At 78.0% G+C, this 17,550-nt stretch carries 16 protein-coding genes and 1 other RNA gene; 14 read left to right on the forward strand and 3 right to left on the reverse strand.

What is annotated here, in order from left to right; genetic code table 11:
* Positions 1-8 precede the first annotated feature (8 nt).
* From D5H78_RS12410 to D5H78_RS12425, 4 genes are all read left to right on the forward strand, one after another.
* Complete coding sequence (locus D5H78_RS12410) at positions 9-1,424, forward strand: murein hydrolase activator EnvC family protein (protein WP_119950800.1); 1,416 nt, start codon at positions 9-11, stop codon at positions 1,422-1,424.
* 335 nt (positions 1,425-1,759) lie between these two features.
* Positions 1,760-2,257 (forward strand): SsrA-binding protein SmpB, encoded by a 498-nt coding sequence (gene smpB, locus D5H78_RS12415; RefSeq protein WP_281268696.1) that lies wholly within the window; start codon positions 1,760-1,762, stop codon positions 2,255-2,257.
* Positions 2,258-2,415: 158 nt separating this feature from the next.
* Positions 2,416-3,852: an aldehyde dehydrogenase family protein gene (locus tag D5H78_RS12420; RefSeq protein ID WP_119950868.1), complete on the forward strand. Its 1,437-nt coding sequence runs from the start codon at positions 2,416-2,418 to the stop codon at positions 3,850-3,852.
* A gap of 36 nt (positions 3,853-3,888) precedes the next feature.
* On the forward strand, positions 3,889-4,815 hold the full coding sequence (locus D5H78_RS12425) for an NADP-dependent oxidoreductase (protein WP_119950801.1): 927 nt from the start codon (positions 3,889-3,891) through the stop codon (positions 4,813-4,815).
* A gap of 30 nt (positions 4,816-4,845) precedes the next feature.
* Here the strand turns inward: D5H78_RS12425 and D5H78_RS12430 are convergent, their stop codons facing one another.
* From D5H78_RS12430 to D5H78_RS12440, 3 genes are read right to left on the reverse strand one after another with little or no spacing between them, the layout of a single operon-like run.
* Positions 4,846-5,706 carry a phosphatase PAP2 family protein gene (locus tag D5H78_RS12430; RefSeq protein WP_218566547.1) on the reverse strand — a complete coding sequence of 287 codons (861 nt, stop codon included), beginning with the start codon at positions 5,704-5,706 and terminating at the stop codon, positions 4,846-4,848.
* A 43-nt stretch (positions 5,707-5,749) separates the two neighbouring features.
* Complete coding sequence (locus D5H78_RS12435; RefSeq protein WP_119950802.1) at positions 5,750-6,871, reverse strand: glycosyltransferase family 9 protein; 1,122 nt, start codon at positions 6,869-6,871, stop codon at positions 5,750-5,752.
* Positions 6,868-8,037, reverse strand: a complete 1,170-nt coding sequence (locus D5H78_RS12440; RefSeq protein WP_218566548.1) for a glycosyltransferase — start codon at positions 8,035-8,037, stop codon at positions 6,868-6,870. The genes D5H78_RS12435 and D5H78_RS12440 overlap by 4 nt, the downstream gene beginning before the upstream one ends.
* A 113-nt stretch (positions 8,038-8,150) precedes the next feature.
* Between D5H78_RS12440 and D5H78_RS12445 the strand changes: the two genes are divergently transcribed.
* From D5H78_RS12445 to D5H78_RS12490, 10 genes are all read left to right on the forward strand, one after another.
* Complete coding sequence (locus tag D5H78_RS12445; RefSeq protein WP_218566549.1) at positions 8,151-9,350, forward strand: glycosyltransferase family 9 protein; 1,200 nt, start codon at positions 8,151-8,153, stop codon at positions 9,348-9,350.
* Positions 9,351-10,898 (forward strand): D-glycero-beta-D-manno-heptose 1-phosphate adenylyltransferase, encoded by a 1,548-nt coding sequence (gene rfaE2 / locus D5H78_RS12450; protein ID WP_119950804.1) that lies wholly within the window; start codon positions 9,351-9,353, stop codon positions 10,896-10,898.
* Positions 10,895-11,719, forward strand: coding sequence for a glycosyltransferase family 2 protein (locus tag D5H78_RS12455; RefSeq protein WP_119950805.1), 825 nt, complete (start codon positions 10,895-10,897; stop codon positions 11,717-11,719). Before rfaE2 ends, D5H78_RS12455 begins: the two co-directional genes overlap by 4 nt.
* Positions 11,720-11,740: 21 nt before the next feature.
* Positions 11,741-12,110: a transfer-messenger RNA gene (gene ssrA / locus D5H78_RS12460) on the forward strand.
* A 315-nt stretch (positions 12,111-12,425) separates the two neighbouring features.
* Positions 12,426-13,502 carry an ABC transporter substrate-binding protein gene (locus D5H78_RS12465; RefSeq protein ID WP_218566550.1) on the forward strand — a complete coding sequence of 359 codons (1,077 nt, stop codon included), beginning with the start codon at positions 12,426-12,428 and terminating at the stop codon, positions 13,500-13,502.
* Entirely contained in the window at positions 13,499-14,368 is an 870-nt protein-coding gene (locus tag D5H78_RS12470) for an ABC transporter permease (protein WP_119950807.1), read from the forward strand. The genes D5H78_RS12465 and D5H78_RS12470 overlap by 4 nt, the downstream gene beginning before the upstream one ends.
* Complete coding sequence (locus tag D5H78_RS12475; protein ID WP_119950808.1) at positions 14,344-15,111, forward strand: ABC transporter ATP-binding protein; 768 nt, start codon at positions 14,344-14,346, stop codon at positions 15,109-15,111. Before D5H78_RS12470 ends, D5H78_RS12475 begins: the two co-directional genes overlap by 25 nt.
* Positions 15,108-16,487, forward strand: a complete 1,380-nt coding sequence (locus D5H78_RS12480; protein WP_218566552.1) for an LLM class flavin-dependent oxidoreductase — start codon at positions 15,108-15,110, stop codon at positions 16,485-16,487. Before D5H78_RS12475 ends, D5H78_RS12480 begins: the two co-directional genes overlap by 4 nt.
* Positions 16,484-16,999, forward strand: coding sequence for an NADPH-dependent FMN reductase (locus D5H78_RS12485; RefSeq protein ID WP_119950809.1), 516 nt, complete (start codon positions 16,484-16,486; stop codon positions 16,997-16,999). Before D5H78_RS12480 ends, D5H78_RS12485 begins: the two co-directional genes overlap by 4 nt.
* The gene (locus D5H78_RS12490; RefSeq protein ID WP_119950810.1) at positions 16,996-17,511 is read left to right on the forward strand and encodes a flavin reductase family protein; all 516 of its coding nucleotides are present in this window, start codon (positions 16,996-16,998) and stop codon (positions 17,509-17,511) included. The genes D5H78_RS12485 and D5H78_RS12490 overlap by 4 nt, the downstream gene beginning before the upstream one ends.
* The last annotated feature ends 39 nt before the right edge of the window (positions 17,512-17,550 follow it).

Raw genomic sequence — 17,550 nt, forward strand, 5'->3', positions numbered from 1 at the left:
AGCCCCGGATGCGTGCACGACCGGTCGGCCTCGTCGCCGTGGCCACCGCGATCACCCTCGGCGTCGTCGTGCCCGCCGCGGCCGACGACGCCGTGCAGCGCAAGGCGGCGGTCGACGCGTCGGTGGAGCAGCTGCGCCACGACCTCGCCGAGACCGACGCCGAGCTGGCGCGCGCGGTGCTCGACCTGCGCTCGGCGGAGGCCGACCTGGGGCCCGCGCGCGCCCGGGTCGCCGCGGCGCACGGCCGGATCGTCGCCGCGCAGGCCCGCGTCGGCGAGCTCGAGCGCGAGCTCGAGCGGGCGCAGAAGCGGCTGCGGGCGGCGCAGCGGGAGCTGCAGCGGCTCGAGGAGGGCATGGCGCAGCGCCGCACGACGATCGGCGCGATGGCCAGCGAGACGTACCAGCGCGGCGCCCTCAGCGAGGTCGCCGTCGTCCTGGAGGCGCAGACCCCGGACGACCTGACCGACCGGCTCGCGATGCTGCGCGAGGTGGTCCGCTCCAGCGACCACGCGCTCGACGAGCTCGCCGCGGACCGCGGCCGGGTGTCGGCGCACCGGGCCTCGCTGACCGAGGACCGCGAGCGCACCGAGCGGCTCAAGGCCGAGGCCGAGGAGCAGCTCGAGCGGGTCCGCCGGCTCGAGGAGCAGGCCCGCGCCGCCCAGGCGGAGGTGGAGGGCCTCGTCGCTCGCCGCGCCGCCGCGGCGGCGGTGGTCGAGCGCGAGCGGGCGGGGGAGCAGCGGCGCCTCGCCGAGCTCGAGGCCGAGCGGTCCCGGCTGCAGGCCGTGCTCGTCGAGCGCGCCCGCGCCGCCAAGGCGCGCGCCGAGCGCGAGGCCGCGGAGCGCCGTGCCGCCGCCGAGGCGGCCGCCGCGGCGGCGCAGGAGGCCGAGCGGGAGCGCTCGTCCGGGAGCGGGTCCTCCGGGTCGTCGTCCTCCGGGTCGTCGTCCTCCGGCTCGTCGGGCAGCTCCTCGTCGGGCGGCTCGTCGGCGGACCGGGAGGACGAGCCGCCGCGCGCGTCGCGCTCGAGCAGCGGCTTCGAGCGCCCCGTCTCGTACGGCATCACCTCGCCGTTCGGCATGCGCACCAACCCGGTCACCGGCATCTACAAGCTGCACGACGGCACCGACTTCGGCGCCCCCTGCGGCACGTCGATCCGCTCGACCGCGCCCGGCGAGGTCGTGTGGGCCGAGTACCGGGGCGGCTACGGGTACCAGGTCGCCGTGGACCACGGGATCATCGACGGCGAGAGCGTCGTCAGCCTCTACAGCCACATCGAGAGCGGCGGCTTCCGGGTCGGCCCCGGCGAGCAGGTCTCCCAGGGCGAGTCGATCGCCAGCGTCGGCACCACAGGCAACTCGACGGGCTGCCACCTGCACTTCAGCATCTACGTCGACGGGTCCCCCGAGGACCCGATGTCCTACCTGTAGCCCGCGGGCCGGTACGCCGCCCGGCGCGGCCGGTGCCCCCCGCGCGGCGGTCCCCGCTCGTGCCCGTCCAGGGCGGTGGGGCGTCCGGGTGCGCACCCGCCCGCGGGGCCGCTGCCGGCAGAGCCCGCCGCGATCATGCGCAGACGGCGCCGCGGGTCCTGGGGCCACCCGGGCTGCGCGTCGTCGCGGCCGCCACGGCCGCCGTCCGTGCACGATCGCGGCGGTGGGGGGCGTCCGGTGCGCGCCCGCCTGGAGCCGGTGGCGCCGTACACTCCCCGGGTGCTCCCTCCCTCCCCGATGACGACGCCGACGACCAGGCCGGTGACGGCGTGGCGGTGAAGGGGGCCAAGGCGAAGGCGGCGGCGAAGGCCGAGGGGCGCACGATGGTGGCCCAGAACCGCAAGGCGCGCTACGACTACCACATCGAGGACACCGTCGAGGCGGGCCTGGTGCTGGTCGGCACCGAGGTGAAGTCGCTGCGGGCCGGGCACGCGTCGCTGGTCGACGGTTACGCGGTGGTCGAGCGCGGCGAGGCGTGGCTGCAGGGCGTGCACATCCCGGAGTACGCCGAGGGCACGTGGACGAACCACGAGCCGCGGCGCCCGCGCAAGCTGCTGCTGCACCGGCGCGAGATCGAGCGCCTGATCGGCAAGACGCAGGAGGCGGGGCTGACGCTCGTCCCGCTCTCGCTCTACTTCAAGGACGGGCGCGCCAAGGTGGAGATCGCGGTGGCGCGCGGCAAGAAGAACTACGACAAGCGCCAGGCCCTCGCCGAGCGGCAGGCCAAGCGCGAGGCGGACCGGGCGATGGCGCGCCGCGGCCGCGAGGACTAGCACCCCGAGGACCAGCACCGAGGACCAGCACCCCGAGGGCCGTCGCCCCGGGGACCGGGCAGCACCCACCCAGCGAGCAGGGGAGAGCGGACGTGGCGGCAGGCACCGACGTGGCGCAGGGCACCAGCGCGGCCGGGGCCGCCCCCGCGACCCACCTCATGCTCGTCGGGGGCGAGCGGGTGGGGGCCGCGGCCGGGGAGTGGGCCGACGTCACGACGCCGTCCCGGCGCGGGCAGGTCGTCGCCCGGGTGCCGCGGGGCCGGGCCGAGGACGTCGACCGCGCGGTGCGCGCGGCCCGCGCGGCGTTCCCCGCCTGGCGGGCGCAGCACTTCACCGTCCGCCAGCGCGCCCTCGGGCGCATCGCCGACGCGGTCGAGGAGCACCAGGAGGAGCTGGCCCGCCTCACCGCGCTCGACACGGGCAACGCCCTGCGCACCCAGGCCCGCCCGGAGGCCGCGTTCCTCGCGGCGCTGTTCCGCTACTTCGCCGGCGTCGCCGGGGAGGTCAAGGGCACGGTGCTGCCCGCCGGGGACGACCAGCTGCAGTACACCCGGCTCGAGCCGCTCGGGGTCGTCGGCGGCGTCCTGCCCTGGAACTCCCCGCTCATGATCGCGGGCTTCAAGGTCCCGGCGGCGCTGGCCGCCGGCAACACCGTGGTGCTCAAGGCCGCGGAGGACGCCCCGCTGACCATCCTGCGCCTGGCCGAGCTCTGCGCCGAGCACCTGCCGCCGGGCGTGCTCAACGTCGTCACCGGCACCGGCGAGGAGGCCGGCGCGCCGCTCGTGGCCCACCCGGGCGTCGACAAGGTGTCCTTCACCGGCTCCACGGAGGTCGGCAAGCGGGTCGCCGTGAGCGCCGCGGAGCGGCTCGCGCACGTGTCGCTCGAGCTCGGCGGCAAGAACCCCTCGATCGTCTTCCCGTCCGGGGTCGACGACCAGCTCGTCGACGGCCTGCTGCTGTCCGCCCGGTTCAGCCGCCAGGGCCAGAGCTGCACCGCCGGCTCGCGCGTCTTCCTGCACGAGGACGTCCACGACGAGGTGCTCGGGCGCCTCGTCGAGCGGCTGCGCACCTGGACCGTCGGCGACCCGCTCGACGAGGCGACCGACATGGGCGCGATCATCAACGAGCAGCAGTTCTCGTCGGTGTGCGGCTACCTCGACGCCGGCCGCGAGGAGGGCCTCACCGCGGTGCTCGGCGGCAGCGCCCCGGCCGAGGGGCCGCTCACCGAGGGCTACTACCTCACCCCGACGGTCCTCACCGCCCCCGGCAACGACTTCCGCCTCATGCGCGAGGAGGTCTTCGGCCCGGTGGTCGTCGTGGTGCCGTGGCGCGACGTCGACGACGTGGTCCGGATGGCCAACGACACGCACTACGGCCTGGCGGCGTACGTCTGGAGCCACGACCTCGACGAGGCCCTCACCACGGCGCACCGCCTCGAGGCGGGGTGGGTCCAGGTCAACCAGGGCGGCGGGCAGGTCGCCGGGCAGTCGTACGGCGGCTACAAGCAGTCGGGCCTCGGGCGCGAGGTCTCGCTCGAGGGGATGCTCGCCGGCTTCACCCAGACCAAGCAGGTCAACGTCCGCCTGCGCTCCTGAGGTTCGCCCGCCGCCGGCTGCGGTAGGACGGGACCCGTGCGAGCGATGGCGATCACGGAGTACGGCGGCCCCGAGGTGCTGCGGCCGATGGACCTCGACGACCCCCTGGTGGCGCCCGACGCCGTCCTGGTGCGGGTCAGGGCGGCGGGCGTCAACCCGGTGGACCGGGTCATCCGCGAGGGCTACCTCGCGGGGATGTTCCCGTCGCACTTCCCGCTGGTGCCGGGCTGGGACCTCGCGGGCGTGGTCGAGCGGGTCGGCCCGTCGGTGACGGAGTTCGCCCCGGGCGACGAGGTCGTCGCGTACGCCCGCAAGGACCACATCCAGGGCGGGACGTACGCCGAGCTCGTCAGCGCCCCGATCCGGAGCCTGGCGCGCAAGCCGGAGCGGGCGAGCTGGGCGGAGGCGGCGGGCCTGCCGCTGGCCGGGCTGACCGCCTGGCAGAGCCTGCGCGCCGCCGGCGTGCGCGAGGGCGACACGGTCCTCGTGCACGCCGCCGCGGGCGGCGTCGGCAGCCTCGCGGTGCAGCTGGCCCGGGTGCTCGGCGCGGAGGTCGTCGGCACCGCGAGCGAGCGCAACCACGACTTCGTGCGCTCGCTGGGGGCGACCCCGGTCGCGTACGGGGAGGGGCTCGCCGAGCGCGTGCGGGCCGCGGCCCCGGGCGGGGTCACCGTCGCGCTGGACTTCGCCGGGCGCGACGCGCTCGAGGCGTCCGCGCTGCTCGTGAGCACGCCGAGCCGCATCGTCTCGGTCGTCGACGCCCAGCAGGTGCTCGGCCTCGGCGGGCGGTACGTCTTCGTCCGCCCCGACCCCGCGGACCTGGCCGAGCTGTCCCGGCTCGTCGACGCCGGGCAGCTGAGGGTCGAGGTGGAGCAGGTGCTGCCGCTCGAGGGGGCGGCCGAGGCGCACCGGGTGAGCGAGGCCGGGCACGTGCGCGGCAAGCTCGTGCTCGAGGTCGCCTGAGGGGCCGCGCCCCTCGGGGCGGGGCGGGGGTCAGGGGCGCCGGCAGCCGCTGCGGCAGCGCTCGACCTCGGTGAGGTCGAGCACCCGCGACGGGTCGTCGGCGCCGGCCCGCGGCGCCGGCACCGGGAGCCGCGGCGGCGGTGCCGCGACCCGGTGCCGCCGCCGCGGTCGCCGCTGCGCGAGCAGGACGAGGCCGAGCAGCACGACGGCCACGATCCCGTCGAGCCAGTAGTGGTTGGCGGTCGCGACGACGACGAGCACCGTCACCGCCGGGTGCAGCAGCCACAGCCAGCGCCACCGGCCGCGGGTCATGACGACCAGGCCGAGGGCGACGAAGACCGCCCAGCCGACGTGCAGCGACGGCATCGCGGCGTACTGGTTGGTGACGTGGTCGGTCTCCGGCGGGCCGTACACGGCGGGGCCCAGGACGGCGCCGGTGTCGACGAAGCCCAGTCCCTCGAGCATCCGCGGCGGCGCCAGCGGGGTGAACAGGTGCACGGCGAGCGCGACGGCGGTGAGCCCGATGAGGGTGTTGCGCACCCAGGGGTAGCGCTCCCGGCGCCGCACGTACGTCCACACGAGGAACGCGACGGTCGCGGGGAAGTGCACCACCGCGTAGTAGACGTTCGCCGCCTCCACCAGCCAGGTCCACGACAGCGCGGCGCGCTGCAGGGCGAGCTCGCTCGGCAGGCCCAGGAGGTCCTCGAGGTGCAGGACGTGCCGGGCGTTGCCCAGCGCCTCGGAGACCTCGCCGGAGGTGATGAGGCGCGCCAGCCGGTACGCGAGCATGGCGAGCGCGATGATCGCGACCTCGCGGGCGAGGCGCACGGCGGCGCGCTCGCGCGGGCGGGAGCCGTCCGGCGAGCCCAGGACCGCGCCCGACCCGCTCACGGTCCCCGACCGTACCCGCGCCGGGGGAGCGGCGTCCTGCCCTTTAGCCGGGCGCACCCGGACGGCCCAGCGGGGCGCCACCGTCCGCCGGGAGGGCGCCCGCGCGGCGGGGGCGCTCGAGCCCGTCCAGCGCCGCGAGCACCTCGTCGACGCCGAGGTCCGCCATGCACGCCGGGCCCCCGCCACCGGTGAGCGGGCAGGCGGCGCTCCACCAGCACTCCTGCTCGGTGATCGACCGCGGCCGGCGCACCGGGCAGCCCGGGAGCCCCTGCAGGCTCGTGCCCTGCCGCGGGTCGAGCCCGTAGCGCCCCGCCGAGGTCGGCCCGACGAGGGCGACCGCGGGCGTCCCCACCGCGGTGGCGAGGCGGACCGGCCCGGTGTCGGCGCCGACGACGGCCCCGCCGCGGTCGCCGGCCGCGGCGAGCGCCGCCGCGAGCCCGCGCAGGTCCTGCGGCGCCAGCCCGGGCACCCCCGGCACCGGGCTCGTCCCCGAGGCGGTCGCCGCGACGACCGGCCGGCCACGGCGGCGCAGCCGGTCGGCGAGCCCGGCCCAGCGCTCGGCCGGCCACTCCTTGACGGGCATGCCGGCCTCGGGCACGAGCACGACGGGCGGCCCGCCGGGCCCGTCCCCGACCGCGGCGGCGAGGACCTGCGCCCCGCGGGCGCGCTCGCCGGGCGCCAGGTGCACCGTGAGCGGCAGGTCGTGCAGGTCCTCGCGGACCGCGCCGGCCGCGACGAGCAGCTCGAGGAAGCGGCGGTCGACCCGCTGCCCGTCCGGCGCGCCCGCCCACAGGTCGGTCACGGCCCAGGGGGCGGTGGAGCGGCACAGGTCGGCGATGCCGTCGTACGTGGTCGTGGTCACCACGAGGTCGGGGCGGAGCTGCTCCAGCGCCGCGGCCACCGCGGCCCGCGGCGCGCCCTCGGCGTGGTCCGACGTCGCGAGCACCCGGTGCACGTGCGGGTCGTGCCGCAGCAGCGCGTCGCCCGGGGTGAAGGTGAGCACGCCGACCCGGGCGCCGGGGTGCGAGCGGGCCAGCGCGTGCACCGCCGGCAGCGCCAGGAGCAGGTCGCCGAAGCCGCCGAGCAGCTCCACCACGAGGACGTCCCGGACGTCCCTCGCGTCCCGGGCCCCCGGGACCTCGCTGCCGCCGCCCACCCCGCTCACCCGAGCACCTCCCGGTACAGCGCCGCGTGCCGCTGCGCCGCCACCGGCCAGGAGCGGGCGAGCGCGAGCTCCCGCCCGCCGCGCGCCACCCGCTCGCGCAGCGCGGGGTCGCCGAGGACCCGGCGGACGCCGCGCGCGATCCCGTCCGCGTCGCGCCGCTCGGGGACCACGACGACCGTACGGCCGTCGACGAGGTCGGGGTCGGGGCGCTCGGCCGCGGTGGCGACCACGGGCGCGCCGTGCTCGAGGGCGGCGAGCAGCGCCCCGCTCTTCGTGGTCACCCCGGCCGTCATGGGCAGCACGACCGCGTCGGCGGCGTGCAGCAGCGTGGAGACCTCCGCGGCGGCGACGTGCCCGGTGAACCGCACCGCGCCGGCGACGCCCCGGTCGCGCGCCCGCTGCTCGAGCTCCGCTCGGAAAGCGCGTGCTTCGGTCTCGGGGAGCGCGAGCGAGGTGAAGCCGCCGGCGACGACGAGCCGCACGTCGGCGTCGCGCCGCAGGTCCTCGAGCGCGTCGATGAGCTGGCGGACGCCCTTGACGGGGTGGACGAACCCGAAGAAGAGCAGCAGCGGGGACGACTCCGGCACGCCGTACGCCTCCCGGGCGTGCGCCCGCGCCTCGTCCCGGGTGGCGCCCAGGTCGGGCACGTTGGCGCCGATCGGCACGACCACCGGCTCGCGGCCCAGCCGGTCCCGCACGTGCCCGGCGTGCTCGGCGTTCGTCGCGACGAGGGCCGCGGAGCGCGGGCCCAGCAGGAGCGTCTCGCGGTCCCAGAGGCGGCGCCGCTCGAGCGGGGCCCAGGCGCCGTCGGGCACCCGCGGCGGCCACGACCACCAGCCGTACTCGTGCAGCGTCGTCACGAGCGGCGCCCGGACGAGCCCGCGCAGGGCCGCCGGCAGCAGGCCGACCGCGGGGGAGAAGCCGTACGCCGAGGGGGCGAACTGCACGTGCACCAGGTCGGGGCGCAGGTCGGCGACCGCGCGGGCGGCGTCGAGCACCCCGCGCGGCCCCCACGAGCGGCAGGCCTCGACGCACGGCGCGTCCGCTCCCCGGGCGGAGACGACGACCGGCTCCACGCCGGCGCCCGGCAGCACCTCCGCGAGGCGCCCCACGTAGTCCGCCACGCCGTCCAGGCGCCGGGCGTAGCGCCCCGTCACCACCGCCACCCGCACCCGTGGACCTCCCGCTCCCGCCCCGCCGACGACCTGCGCACCCTGCCACGGCGGCGCCCCGGCACGCCGGGAGGGATGCACCGGTCCGTCCCGGGTAGCGTCCCCGCGTGCCCGACGTGCCCCTCGACCCGCCCCGGGACCTGCCCCGGGACCTGCCCCGGGACGCGCGCGCCCTGCCCCCGCACGGCGAGGGCGACCGCGCGCTCGCGCGCGAGCGCGGGCTCGGCAGGCACCCGGGGGAGTGGGCGGGGCCGCCGGTGGACTGGGCCGCCGTCGAGCGCCTGCTCGTCGTGCGGACGGACAACCTCGGCGACGTCGTCATGGCCGGCCCGGCGCTGCGCGCGCTGCGCGCCGCCGCGCCGCGGGCGCGCCTGGACCTCATGGCCGCGCCCGCCGGCGCCGCCGTCGCGCCGCTGCTCCCCGAGGTCGACGGGACGCTCGAGCACTCGCCGTCCTGGCAGCTCGCCGGCCGGGTGTCGCCGGACCCCGCCGAGGAGCTGCGGCTCGTCGCCCGGGTGCGGGAGGGCGCGTACGACGCCGCGGTCGTCCTGACCTCGTTCACCCAGTCGCCGTGGCCGACGGCGTTCGTCCTGCACCTGGCCGGCGTGCCGGTGCGGGCGGGGATGTCGAAGGAGTTCGGCGGCGCGCTGCTCACGCACTGGGCGGCCTCGCCCGACGACGGCCTGCACCAGGTCGACCGCGCGCTGCACCTCCTCGACCGGCTCGGCGTCCCGGCGCAGGGCACGCACCTCGCGCTGACGGTCCCGGACGCCGCCCGCGAGCGCACCGCCGCGGTGCTCTCCGGCGCCGGCGTGCGGGGCGGGTACGCCGCGGTGCTGCCCGGCGCGTCCTGCTCGTCGCGCCGCTGGTCCCCGGCGGGCTTCGCCGACGTCTCCCGCCGGCTGCTCGCCGCGGGCCTCGACGTGGTCGTCGCCGGCTCGGCCAAGGAGGCGCCGCTCGTCGACGAGGTCGTCGCGGGGGCCCCGGGCGCGGTCGGGGCCGCCGGGGTGCTCGACGTGCCGGGGCTCGCGGCGCTCGTCGAGGGCGCCGCGGTCGCCGTCACGAACAACTCCGGCGGCATGCACCTGGCCGACGCGCTGGGCACCCCCCTCGCCGTGCTCTTCGCCGGCACCGAGCAGCCGGGGCAGTTCGAGCCCCGCACGACCCGGGTCGCGCTCTTCCGCCGGCCCACCTGGTGCTCGCCCTGCCGGGCGTTCACCTGCCCGTTCCGGCACGAGTGCCTGGACATCGCCCCGCGGGACGTGGCCGACGCCGCGCTGCGCCTGCTCGACGGGAAGGCCGCCTGAGTGACGGACGACCGCACCATCGACCTCACCGGCCGCGAGGAGCGGCCCGCCTGGGACGCGCTGCTCGCCCGGTTCGCCGGCACGCGCGTGGCCGTGGTGGGCGAGACCTGCCTCGACACCTGGTACGACGGCCGCCCCCGCGGGATGTCCCGCGAGGGGCCGGTGCCCGTGGTCGAGGTCGACGGGCAGTCCGACGCGCCGGGCGCGGCCGCCAACGCCGCGCGGGGCCTCGCGGCCCTCGGGGCGGCGGTGCGCTTCGTGAGCGTGGTGGGCGAGGACGCCGAGGGCGCGCTCGTGCGCGACCTGCTGGCCCGCGACGGCGTCGACGTGAGCTCGGTCCTGACGGTCCCCGGCCGGCGCACGGTGGCCAAGCGCCGGGTGTGCGCGGACGGGCAGGTGGTGGCCCGCTTCGACACCGGCGACGCCGTCGAGCCGCCGGCGGGCGCGGTCGCCGACCTCGTGGGCGCCCTCGCCGGCGCCGTGGCCGGCTGCCCCGTGGTGCTGGCGGCCGACTACGACGCCGGGCTCTTCACCGGGGAGGTCCGCCGGGCGCTCGTGGCGGCCGTACGGGCCGAGGGGGCGCTGCTCGTCGTCGACGCGCACGACCCGCTGCGCTGGGCCGACCTCGCCCCCGACCTCGTCAAGCCCGACGCCGAGGAGGTCGAGGCGGTGCTCGGCGCGGCGGAGCTGCGCGCCTTCCGCGAGGACCGGCTCGGCTTCGTCGCCGAGCACGGCGACGCCCTGCGCGAGCGGCTCGGCGCGGCCACCCTCGTCGTCACCCTCGACGCGGACGGCGCGGTGGTCGTCGCCCCGGGCTCGAGCGTGCACGTGCCGGTGCGCCCGGTCGCCGGCGCCGCGCCGGCGGGCGCGGGCGACACGTTCGCCGCCGGGGCGGTGCTGGCGCTCGCGGCCGGCGCGCCCGTGGTCGACGCGGCGCGGGTGGGGTGCGCCGCGTCGTCGGTCGCGGTCCGCCAGCCGGGCACCGCCGTCTGCCGCCTGCCGCAGCTGCACGACGAGCTGCTGCGGGCCGGGTCGGCGGTCGTCGCCGCCGGGCAGCTCACGGCCCTCGCCGCGACGCACCGCTCGATGGGGCGGCGCATCGTCTTCACGAACGGCTGCTTCGACGTGCTGCACCGCGGGCACGTCGCGTACCTCGACGCGGCCCGCCGCCAGGGGGACGTGCTCGTCGTCGGCGTCAACAGCGACCCGTCCGTGCGCCGGCTCAAGGGCCCCGACCGGCCCGTGAACCCGGCGGGCGACCGCGTCGCCGTGCTCGCCGGGCTCGCCGCGGTGGACCACGTCGTGGAGTTCGACGGGGACACCCCGGCGGACCTGCTGCGGGCGCTGCGCCCGGACGTCTACGTCAAGGGCGGCGACTACACCGAGGCGATGCTCGAGGAGGCGCCGCTCGTGCGCGAGCTCGGCGGCGAGGTGCGCATCGTCGACTACGTCGAGGACCGCTCCACCACCGGGCTGCTGGAGCGGGTCCGCGCCCTGCGCACCCTCGAGCTGCCCGGCGGCGCGACCGAGCCGGAGCCGCTCGCGTGATCGACGTCGTCGTCCCCACCGGGGGGCGCCCCGCCGGGCTGGCCGTCACCCTCGCCGGGCTCGCGGCCCAGGAGGCGCCCGCCCGGCTCGTGCTCGCCGACCAGGGCGACCCCGCGCCCTCGTACGAGGCCCCGGAGGTGGCCGCCGTCCTGCGGGTCCTGCGGCACCGCGGGTGGGAGGTCGAGCTGCACCACCGCCGGGAGAAGCGCGGCGTCACCGAGCAGCGGCACTTCCTGCTGTCCCGGGTGCGCAGCCCGCAGCACCTGGCGCTCGACGACGACGTCCTGCTCGAGCCGGGCGCGATGGCCCGGCTCGCCGACGCCCTGGCGACCCTCGGCTGCGGCTTCGTGGGGATGGCGCTCGACGGCCTCTCGTACGCCGGCGACGTCCGGCCGCACGAGCAGGCCGCCTTCGAGCCGTGGGAGGGCCCCGTCGTCCCCGAGCGGGTCCGCAAGGGCACGCCGGGGTGGGAGCGGTGGCGGCTGCACAACGCGGCGAACGTCGTGCACCTGGCCGCGCGCGTCGAGGTACCGCCGCGGGGATGGGTGGCGTACAAGGTCGCGTGGGTCGCCGGCTGCGTCCTCTGGGACACCGCCGCCCTGCGGGCCTCGGGCGGCTTCGACTTCCACGGACGGGTCGGACGGCACGGCTACGGCGAGGACGTCGTCGCGCAGCTGCGGACCATGGAGCGGTACGGCGGCGCGGGCCTGCTGCCCTCGCTCGCGCACCACCTCGAGCTGCCGACGTCGCTGCCGGTCCGGGAGGTCGACGCGTACGAGGAGGTCCTCGGGGAAGAGACGGGGACGCCCGTCGGTTGCTAGGGTGGCGAGCACAACTGCACAGGGGGTGAAAGGTCTCGACTGCGGACGTACGTCCAGGGGAAGCGGGTCGAGGATGCCGGGAAGATCTCGTTAACCATGACCGGCAAACCAATAGGTGCCAATATCAAGCGCACCGACGTCGCTCTCGCTGCCTGACAGCGAGTAGTGCGTCTGTCAGCCTAGGACCGCCTCCGGCCTAGGACCTGGCATCGCTAGGAGGCTCCACCGCTCGGCCCGGTCGCGGGGTCGTGCGGGACATCGCACAGCGACTGGGCTCGGCGCCGGCTCGCCTGCGTGACCGGCGGAGCTGAGGAACCCGTAGCAGGCTGCACCCGGAGAAGCCCTGGTCCTGCTCCGTAGGACGCGGGTTCGATTCCCGCCACCTCCACGCTCGCGAAGGGCCCGGCCGCCACGGCCGGGCCCTTCGTGCTGCCCGGGCCACCCCGCCTGCTTGACAATCCCTACAGGGTTAGTGGGTATAGTCGCCCCATGACGCCGAGCGCGGGGCTCACCCGCCGTCGCAGCATCGACCTGATGCGCACCGACAGCCACCTCTGTCGCTGAGCGCGCCGCGCCCTGCGCCGCGCCGCCGCCCCGACGCGTCACCACCCTGCCGCCGGCCCGCCCCGGCCCCTCCCCTCCCCTCCCGGCCCCGCGCCCCCGGCGCGAGCGGGCCGACCTCGCCAGCACCCTGATGGGACAGCGCATGCCCGTACGCCCCCTGACCGCTCTCGCCGCCCTCGCCGCCGCCGGCTCGCTCCTGCTCACCGGCTGCGGCGGGGCCGGCGCCGAGGGTCCCGCCCCCGTCGCGGCGGACGCCCCGCTGCCGACGGACGTCCCGCCCGGCACCCGCCTCGTCGTGGCCGACCAGAGCGAGTCGCTGCAGACCGTGCTGCGCGCGTCCGGCGAGCTCGACGACCTGCCCTTCGAGGTCGAGTTCGCGAACTTCACCGGCGGCCCGGCGATCCTCGAGGCCTTCCGCGCCGGGGCGGCCGACGTCGCCCCGGTCGGCGACACCCCGCCGATCCAGGCGCTCGTCGCGGGCGAGGACGTGCCGATCGTCCTCGCGCGCCAGGTCGACCCGCGCAGCACGCGGCTCGCCGTGGCCCCCGGCGCCGGCGTCGACGGGCTGGACGACCTGCGGGGCAAGCGCCTCGCGTACGCCCCCGGGACGGCCCAGCAGGCGATCGTCCTGCGCGCGCTCGAGGCGGCCGGGCTCACGACGGGGGACGTCGAGCTGGTCGAGCTCCAGCTCGCCGACTTCCCCGACGCGGTCCGCACCGGGCAGGTCGACGTGGCGCCGCTGCTCGAGCCGTCCGTGACGCGCTTCCTCGAGGCCGTCGGCGACGAGGGCGGTTCCGTGCTGCCCGCCGAGGACACCGCCGCGCTCTCGACCGGGCTGACGTTCGTCTACGCCCGCCGCGCGGTGCTGCAGGACGAGGCGCGGGCCGCGGCCGTGCGCGCGCTGGTGGAGCGGACGGTCCGCGCCTACGCGTGGGTGAACGAGCACCCGGAGGAGTGGGTGCAGGAGTACTACGTGGAGAGCCAGGGCCTGAGCGCCGAGGACGGCCGGCGCATCGTCGCCTCCCAGGGGGAGGTCGTCTTCCCCGCCCTCGACGAGGCCCTGGTCGCCCGGCAGCAGGCGACCATCGACCTCATCGACGCGGCGGGGGAGCTCCCGCGCCCGGTCCGGGCCGCCGACGGGTTCGACCTGCGCTTCGGCCCGGTCGTGGCCCGCAGCGCGCGCGCCGCGGGAGCGCGCGTCGTGACGGCGGGGCGGTGACCGTGGCGACCGAGGTCCTGCCCCGTCCCGCGGGCCCCGCCGGCCCCGCCGCGCCGCCGCCCGGCGCCCTCCTGCTCCCGCGCCGGCGCCGCCGCCGCCTCGGACCCGCGCGCCCGGTGCCGTTCCTGCGCGCCCTCGGCCCGCTCCTGCTCGTCGCGGCCTGGGCCGCGGCCTCGGCGGGCGGGGCGCTGGACCCGCGCACGCTGCCGGCGCCCTGGACGGTCCTGGCCACCGCGGGCGACCTGCTCGCGGACGGGCGCCTGCAGCGCGACCTCGCCGCCTCGCTCCAGCGCGCGGGCACCGGTCTCGTCCTCGGCGTCGCCGCAGGGCTGCTTCTGGCGCTCGTCGCGGGGTTGAGCCGGATCGGCGAGGCGCTCGTGGACGGCCCCGTGCAGGTCAAGCGCGCCGTACCGGCGCTGGCCCTCGTCCCGCTGGCGATCGTGTGGTTCGGCATCGGCGAGCAGATGAAGGTCATCGTCATCGTGCTCAGCGTCCTCACGCCGGTCTACGTCAACACGCACGCCGCCCTGCGCGGCCTGGACGCGCGGTACGTCGAGCTCGCCGAGACCGTCGGGCTGTCCCGCGGCGCGTTCGTGCGCCGGGTCGCCCTGCCCGGGGCGCTGCCCGGCTTCCTCACCGGGCTGCGCATGGCGGTCACCGTGTCGTGGCTGGCCCTCGTGGTCGTCGAGCAGATCGGCGCCACGAGCGGGATCGGCTACCTCATGACCCAGGCCCGCACCTACGGCCAGACCGAGGTGATCGTCGTCGGCCTCGTCGTGTACGGCCTGCTCGGCCTGCTCGGCGACCACGCCGTGCGCGCCGTCGAGAGGAGGGCGCTGTCGTGGCGACGCTCGCTGGGCGCCTGACGCCGGAGCCCCGCAGCGGCGCGCCGGGCCCGGCGGTCCGCGCCCGCGCCCTCTCCCGCGGGTACGGCGGGCGCGTCGTCCTGGACCGCCTCGACCTCGACGTGGCGCCGGGGGAGTTCGTGGCGCTGCTCGGGCGCAGCGGCTCGGGCAAGAGCACGCTCCTGCGGGCCCTGGCCCGCCTCGACGACGACACGCCCGGGTCCGGCGACCTCGACGTGCCCGGGCGCCGCGCGGTCGTGTTCCAGGACGCCCGGCTGCTCCCGTGGGCCCGCGTGCTCGACAACGTCGTGCTGGGCCTGCCGGGGGCCGGCGCCCGCGCCCGCGGGGCCGCCGCCCTCGACGAGGTCGGGCTCGGCGGGCGCGAGCGGGCGTGGCCCGGGGAGCTGAGCGGCGGCGAGCAGCAGCGGGTCGCCCTGGCCCGCTCGCTCGTGCGCGACCCGGCCCTCCTGCTCGCCGACGAGCCGTTCGGCGCCCTCGACGCGCTCACCCGGCTGCGCATGCACGCGCTGCTGCGCGAGCTGTGCGCCCGGCACCGCCCCGCCGTCGTCCTCGTGACCCACGACGTCGACGAGGCCGTCGCCCTCGCGGACCGCGTCCTCGTCGTCGACGAGGGCCGGATCGTGCTCGACCGCCCTGCCGGCACCGACGCGGCGGCGCTGCGCGCCGACCTGCTGGGCGCGCTCGGCGTCGAGGCGCCCCACCACCCCGTACCCGTCCCGACGCGCCCAGGAGGCACCCCGTGACCCGCGCACCCCGCCAGCTGCACCTCAACGCGTTCCTCATGAGCACCGGCCACCACGAGGCGTCGTGGCGCCTGCCCGGCAGCGACCCCGCCGCCGGCACCGACGTGCGCCACTTCCAGGCGATGGCGCGCACGGCCGAGCGGGGCACCTTCGACTCGGTCTTCTTCGCCGACAGCCCCGCGCTCGCCGCCGACGTGCGCCGGCGCCCCGCCGGCGCCCTCGACCCGACGGTCCTGCTCACGGCGATCGCCGGCGCGACCGAGCGGATCGGGCTCATCGCGACGGCGTCGACGACGTACGAGGAGCCGTACCACCTGGCGCGGCGCTTCGCCTCGCTCGACCACGTCAGCGGCGGGCGCGCGGGCTGGAACGTCGTGACGACGGCCTCGGAGGACGCGGCGCGCAACTTCGGGCGCACGGCGCTGCCGTCCCACGCCGAGCGGTACGCGCGGGCGGGGGAGGCCCTCGACGTCGTCCGGGCGCTGTGGGACAGCTGGGACGACGACGCGGTCCTGGCCGACAAGGGGGCCGGCGTCTGGGGCGACCCCGACCGGGTGCGCCCGGTCGAGCACCGCGGGGCGGCGTTCTCGGTGCGCGGGCCGCTCGACGTGCCGCGTCCGCCGCAGGGCCACCCGCTGCTCGTGCAGGCCGGCTCCTCGCCCGACGGCAAGGACCTGGCGGCCCGGTACGCGGACGCCGTCTTCACCGCGCAGCAGACGCTCGAGGACGCGCAGGCGTTCGCCGACGACCTGCGCCGGCGCGCCGCCGGGCTCGGGCGCGACCCCTGGTCGGTCCGCGTGCTCCCCGGCCTGGTGCCCGTGCTGGGCGCCACCACGGCCGAGGCGCGCGAGCGCGAGGAGGAGCTGGACCGGCTCATCGTGCCGGAGCACGCGCTGCGCCAGCTCGCCGCCCTGCTGCGGGTCGCGCCGGACGAGCTGTCGCTCGACCGCGAGCTGCCCGCGGTGCTGCCGGACGAGGAGTCGGTGGAGGGCATGCGGAGCCGGTACGCGCTCGTGGTGTCCCTCGCCCGTCGCGAGCGGCTGACGGTGCGCCAGCTCATCGGCCGGCTCGGCGGGGGGCGGGGGCACCGGACCTTCAGCGGTACGGCGGAGGAGGTGGCGGACACGATGCTCGCCTGGTGGCGCTCCGGGGCCGCGGACGGCTTCAACGTCATGCCGCCCGCGCTGCCCTCGGGCCTGGAGGAGTTCGTCGACCAGGTCGTGCCGGTCCTGCGCGAGCGCGGGGCCTTCCGCAGCGCGTACGCGGGCACCACCCTGCGCGAGCACTACGGCCTGCCCCGGCCCGCGGACCGCCGGTCCCGCGGGGCGCGGGTCCCGGGCCAGGCGGTGCCCGCGGTCGCGGGGGTGCCGGCGTGAGCGGGGTCGCCGCCGTCGTCGGCAACCCGCGGCCCGGGTCCCGCACCCGCGGTGCTGCCGAGGCGCTCGGTCGCGCCGCGTCCGGCGGCGGCGAGGTCCCCGTCGTGGACCTCGCCGCGCTCGGGCCGGCGCTGCTCGCCCCCGGCGACCCCGCGGTGCTCGAGGCGGCGCGGACCGTCGGCACGGCCGCCGTCGTCGTCGTCGCGACCCCCGCCTACCGGGGGAGCTTCACCGGCCTGCTCAAGCTCTTCCTCGACGGGCTCCCGCCCGGCGCGCTCGAGGGCGCGCTGGCCGTGCCGCTGGTCGTCGCCGGCTCGCCCGGGCACCTGCGCACGGCCGACGCCCACCTGCGCCTCGTCCTCGCCGAGCTCGGGGCGGACCTGCCCGGCGCGTCACTGCTCGTGCAGGAGCGGGACCTGCCCGACCTGCCCACCCGCGCGGCCGCCTGGGTCGCCGGGCACGCCGCGGCCCTGCCGGCCGCTCCCGCCCCGACCCTGGAGGTGCCGTCGTGACCACCGGCCCCAGCCCGCTGCCGGCCGCCGAGGACGAGCGGCTGCCGCCGGACCTCTTCCGCGCGGTCTTCCGCGGCCACCCCGCGGGGGTCGTCGTGGTCACCGCGGACGCGGGGGACGGCCCGGCGGGCTTCACCGCGACCTCGCTCGCCTCGGTCAGCCTCGACCCGCCGCTGCTGTCGTTCGCGCTCGCGCGCACGGCTTCGGCCTGGCCCGCGCTGCGCGACGCGGGCACCGTGGTCGTGAACTTCCTCGACGCCCGGCACCAGCACGTCGCGCGCACCTTCGCGGCCTCGGGCGTCGACCGCTTCGCGCCCCCGACCCGCTGGTTCCGCCTGCCCTCGGGCGAGCCGGCCCTGAGCGAGGCGCCGGTGCGCGTGCGCGCGGCGGTCGAGGCGCGCCACGCCGCGGGGGACCACACGATCGTCGTCGCCCGCGCGCTCGGCGCGGCGCTGGAGCGGCGCGAGCCGCCGCTCGTCTACCACGACGGGCGCTACCTCACCGCCCGCTGACGCACCCGGCACGAGGACCGCAGCACGACGACACCGGAC

It is taken from the genome of Vallicoccus soli (genome assembly GCF_003594885.1).
GTDB lineage: Bacteria > Actinomycetota > Actinomycetes > Motilibacterales > Motilibacteraceae > Vallicoccus > Vallicoccus soli.

Coding starts and splice junctions, on each gene's coding strand:
- D5H78_RS12420 (WP_119950868.1), top strand. CDS start 2,416: ATGCTCGTCGGGGGCGAGCGGGTGGGGGCCGCGGCCGGGGAGTGGGCC.
- D5H78_RS12410 (WP_119950800.1), top strand. CDS start 9: ATGCGTGCACGACCGGTCGGCCTCGTCGCCGTGGCCACCGCGATCACC.
- D5H78_RS12465 (WP_218566550.1), top strand. CDS start 12,426: ATGCCCGTACGCCCCCTGACCGCTCTCGCCGCCCTCGCCGCCGCCGGC.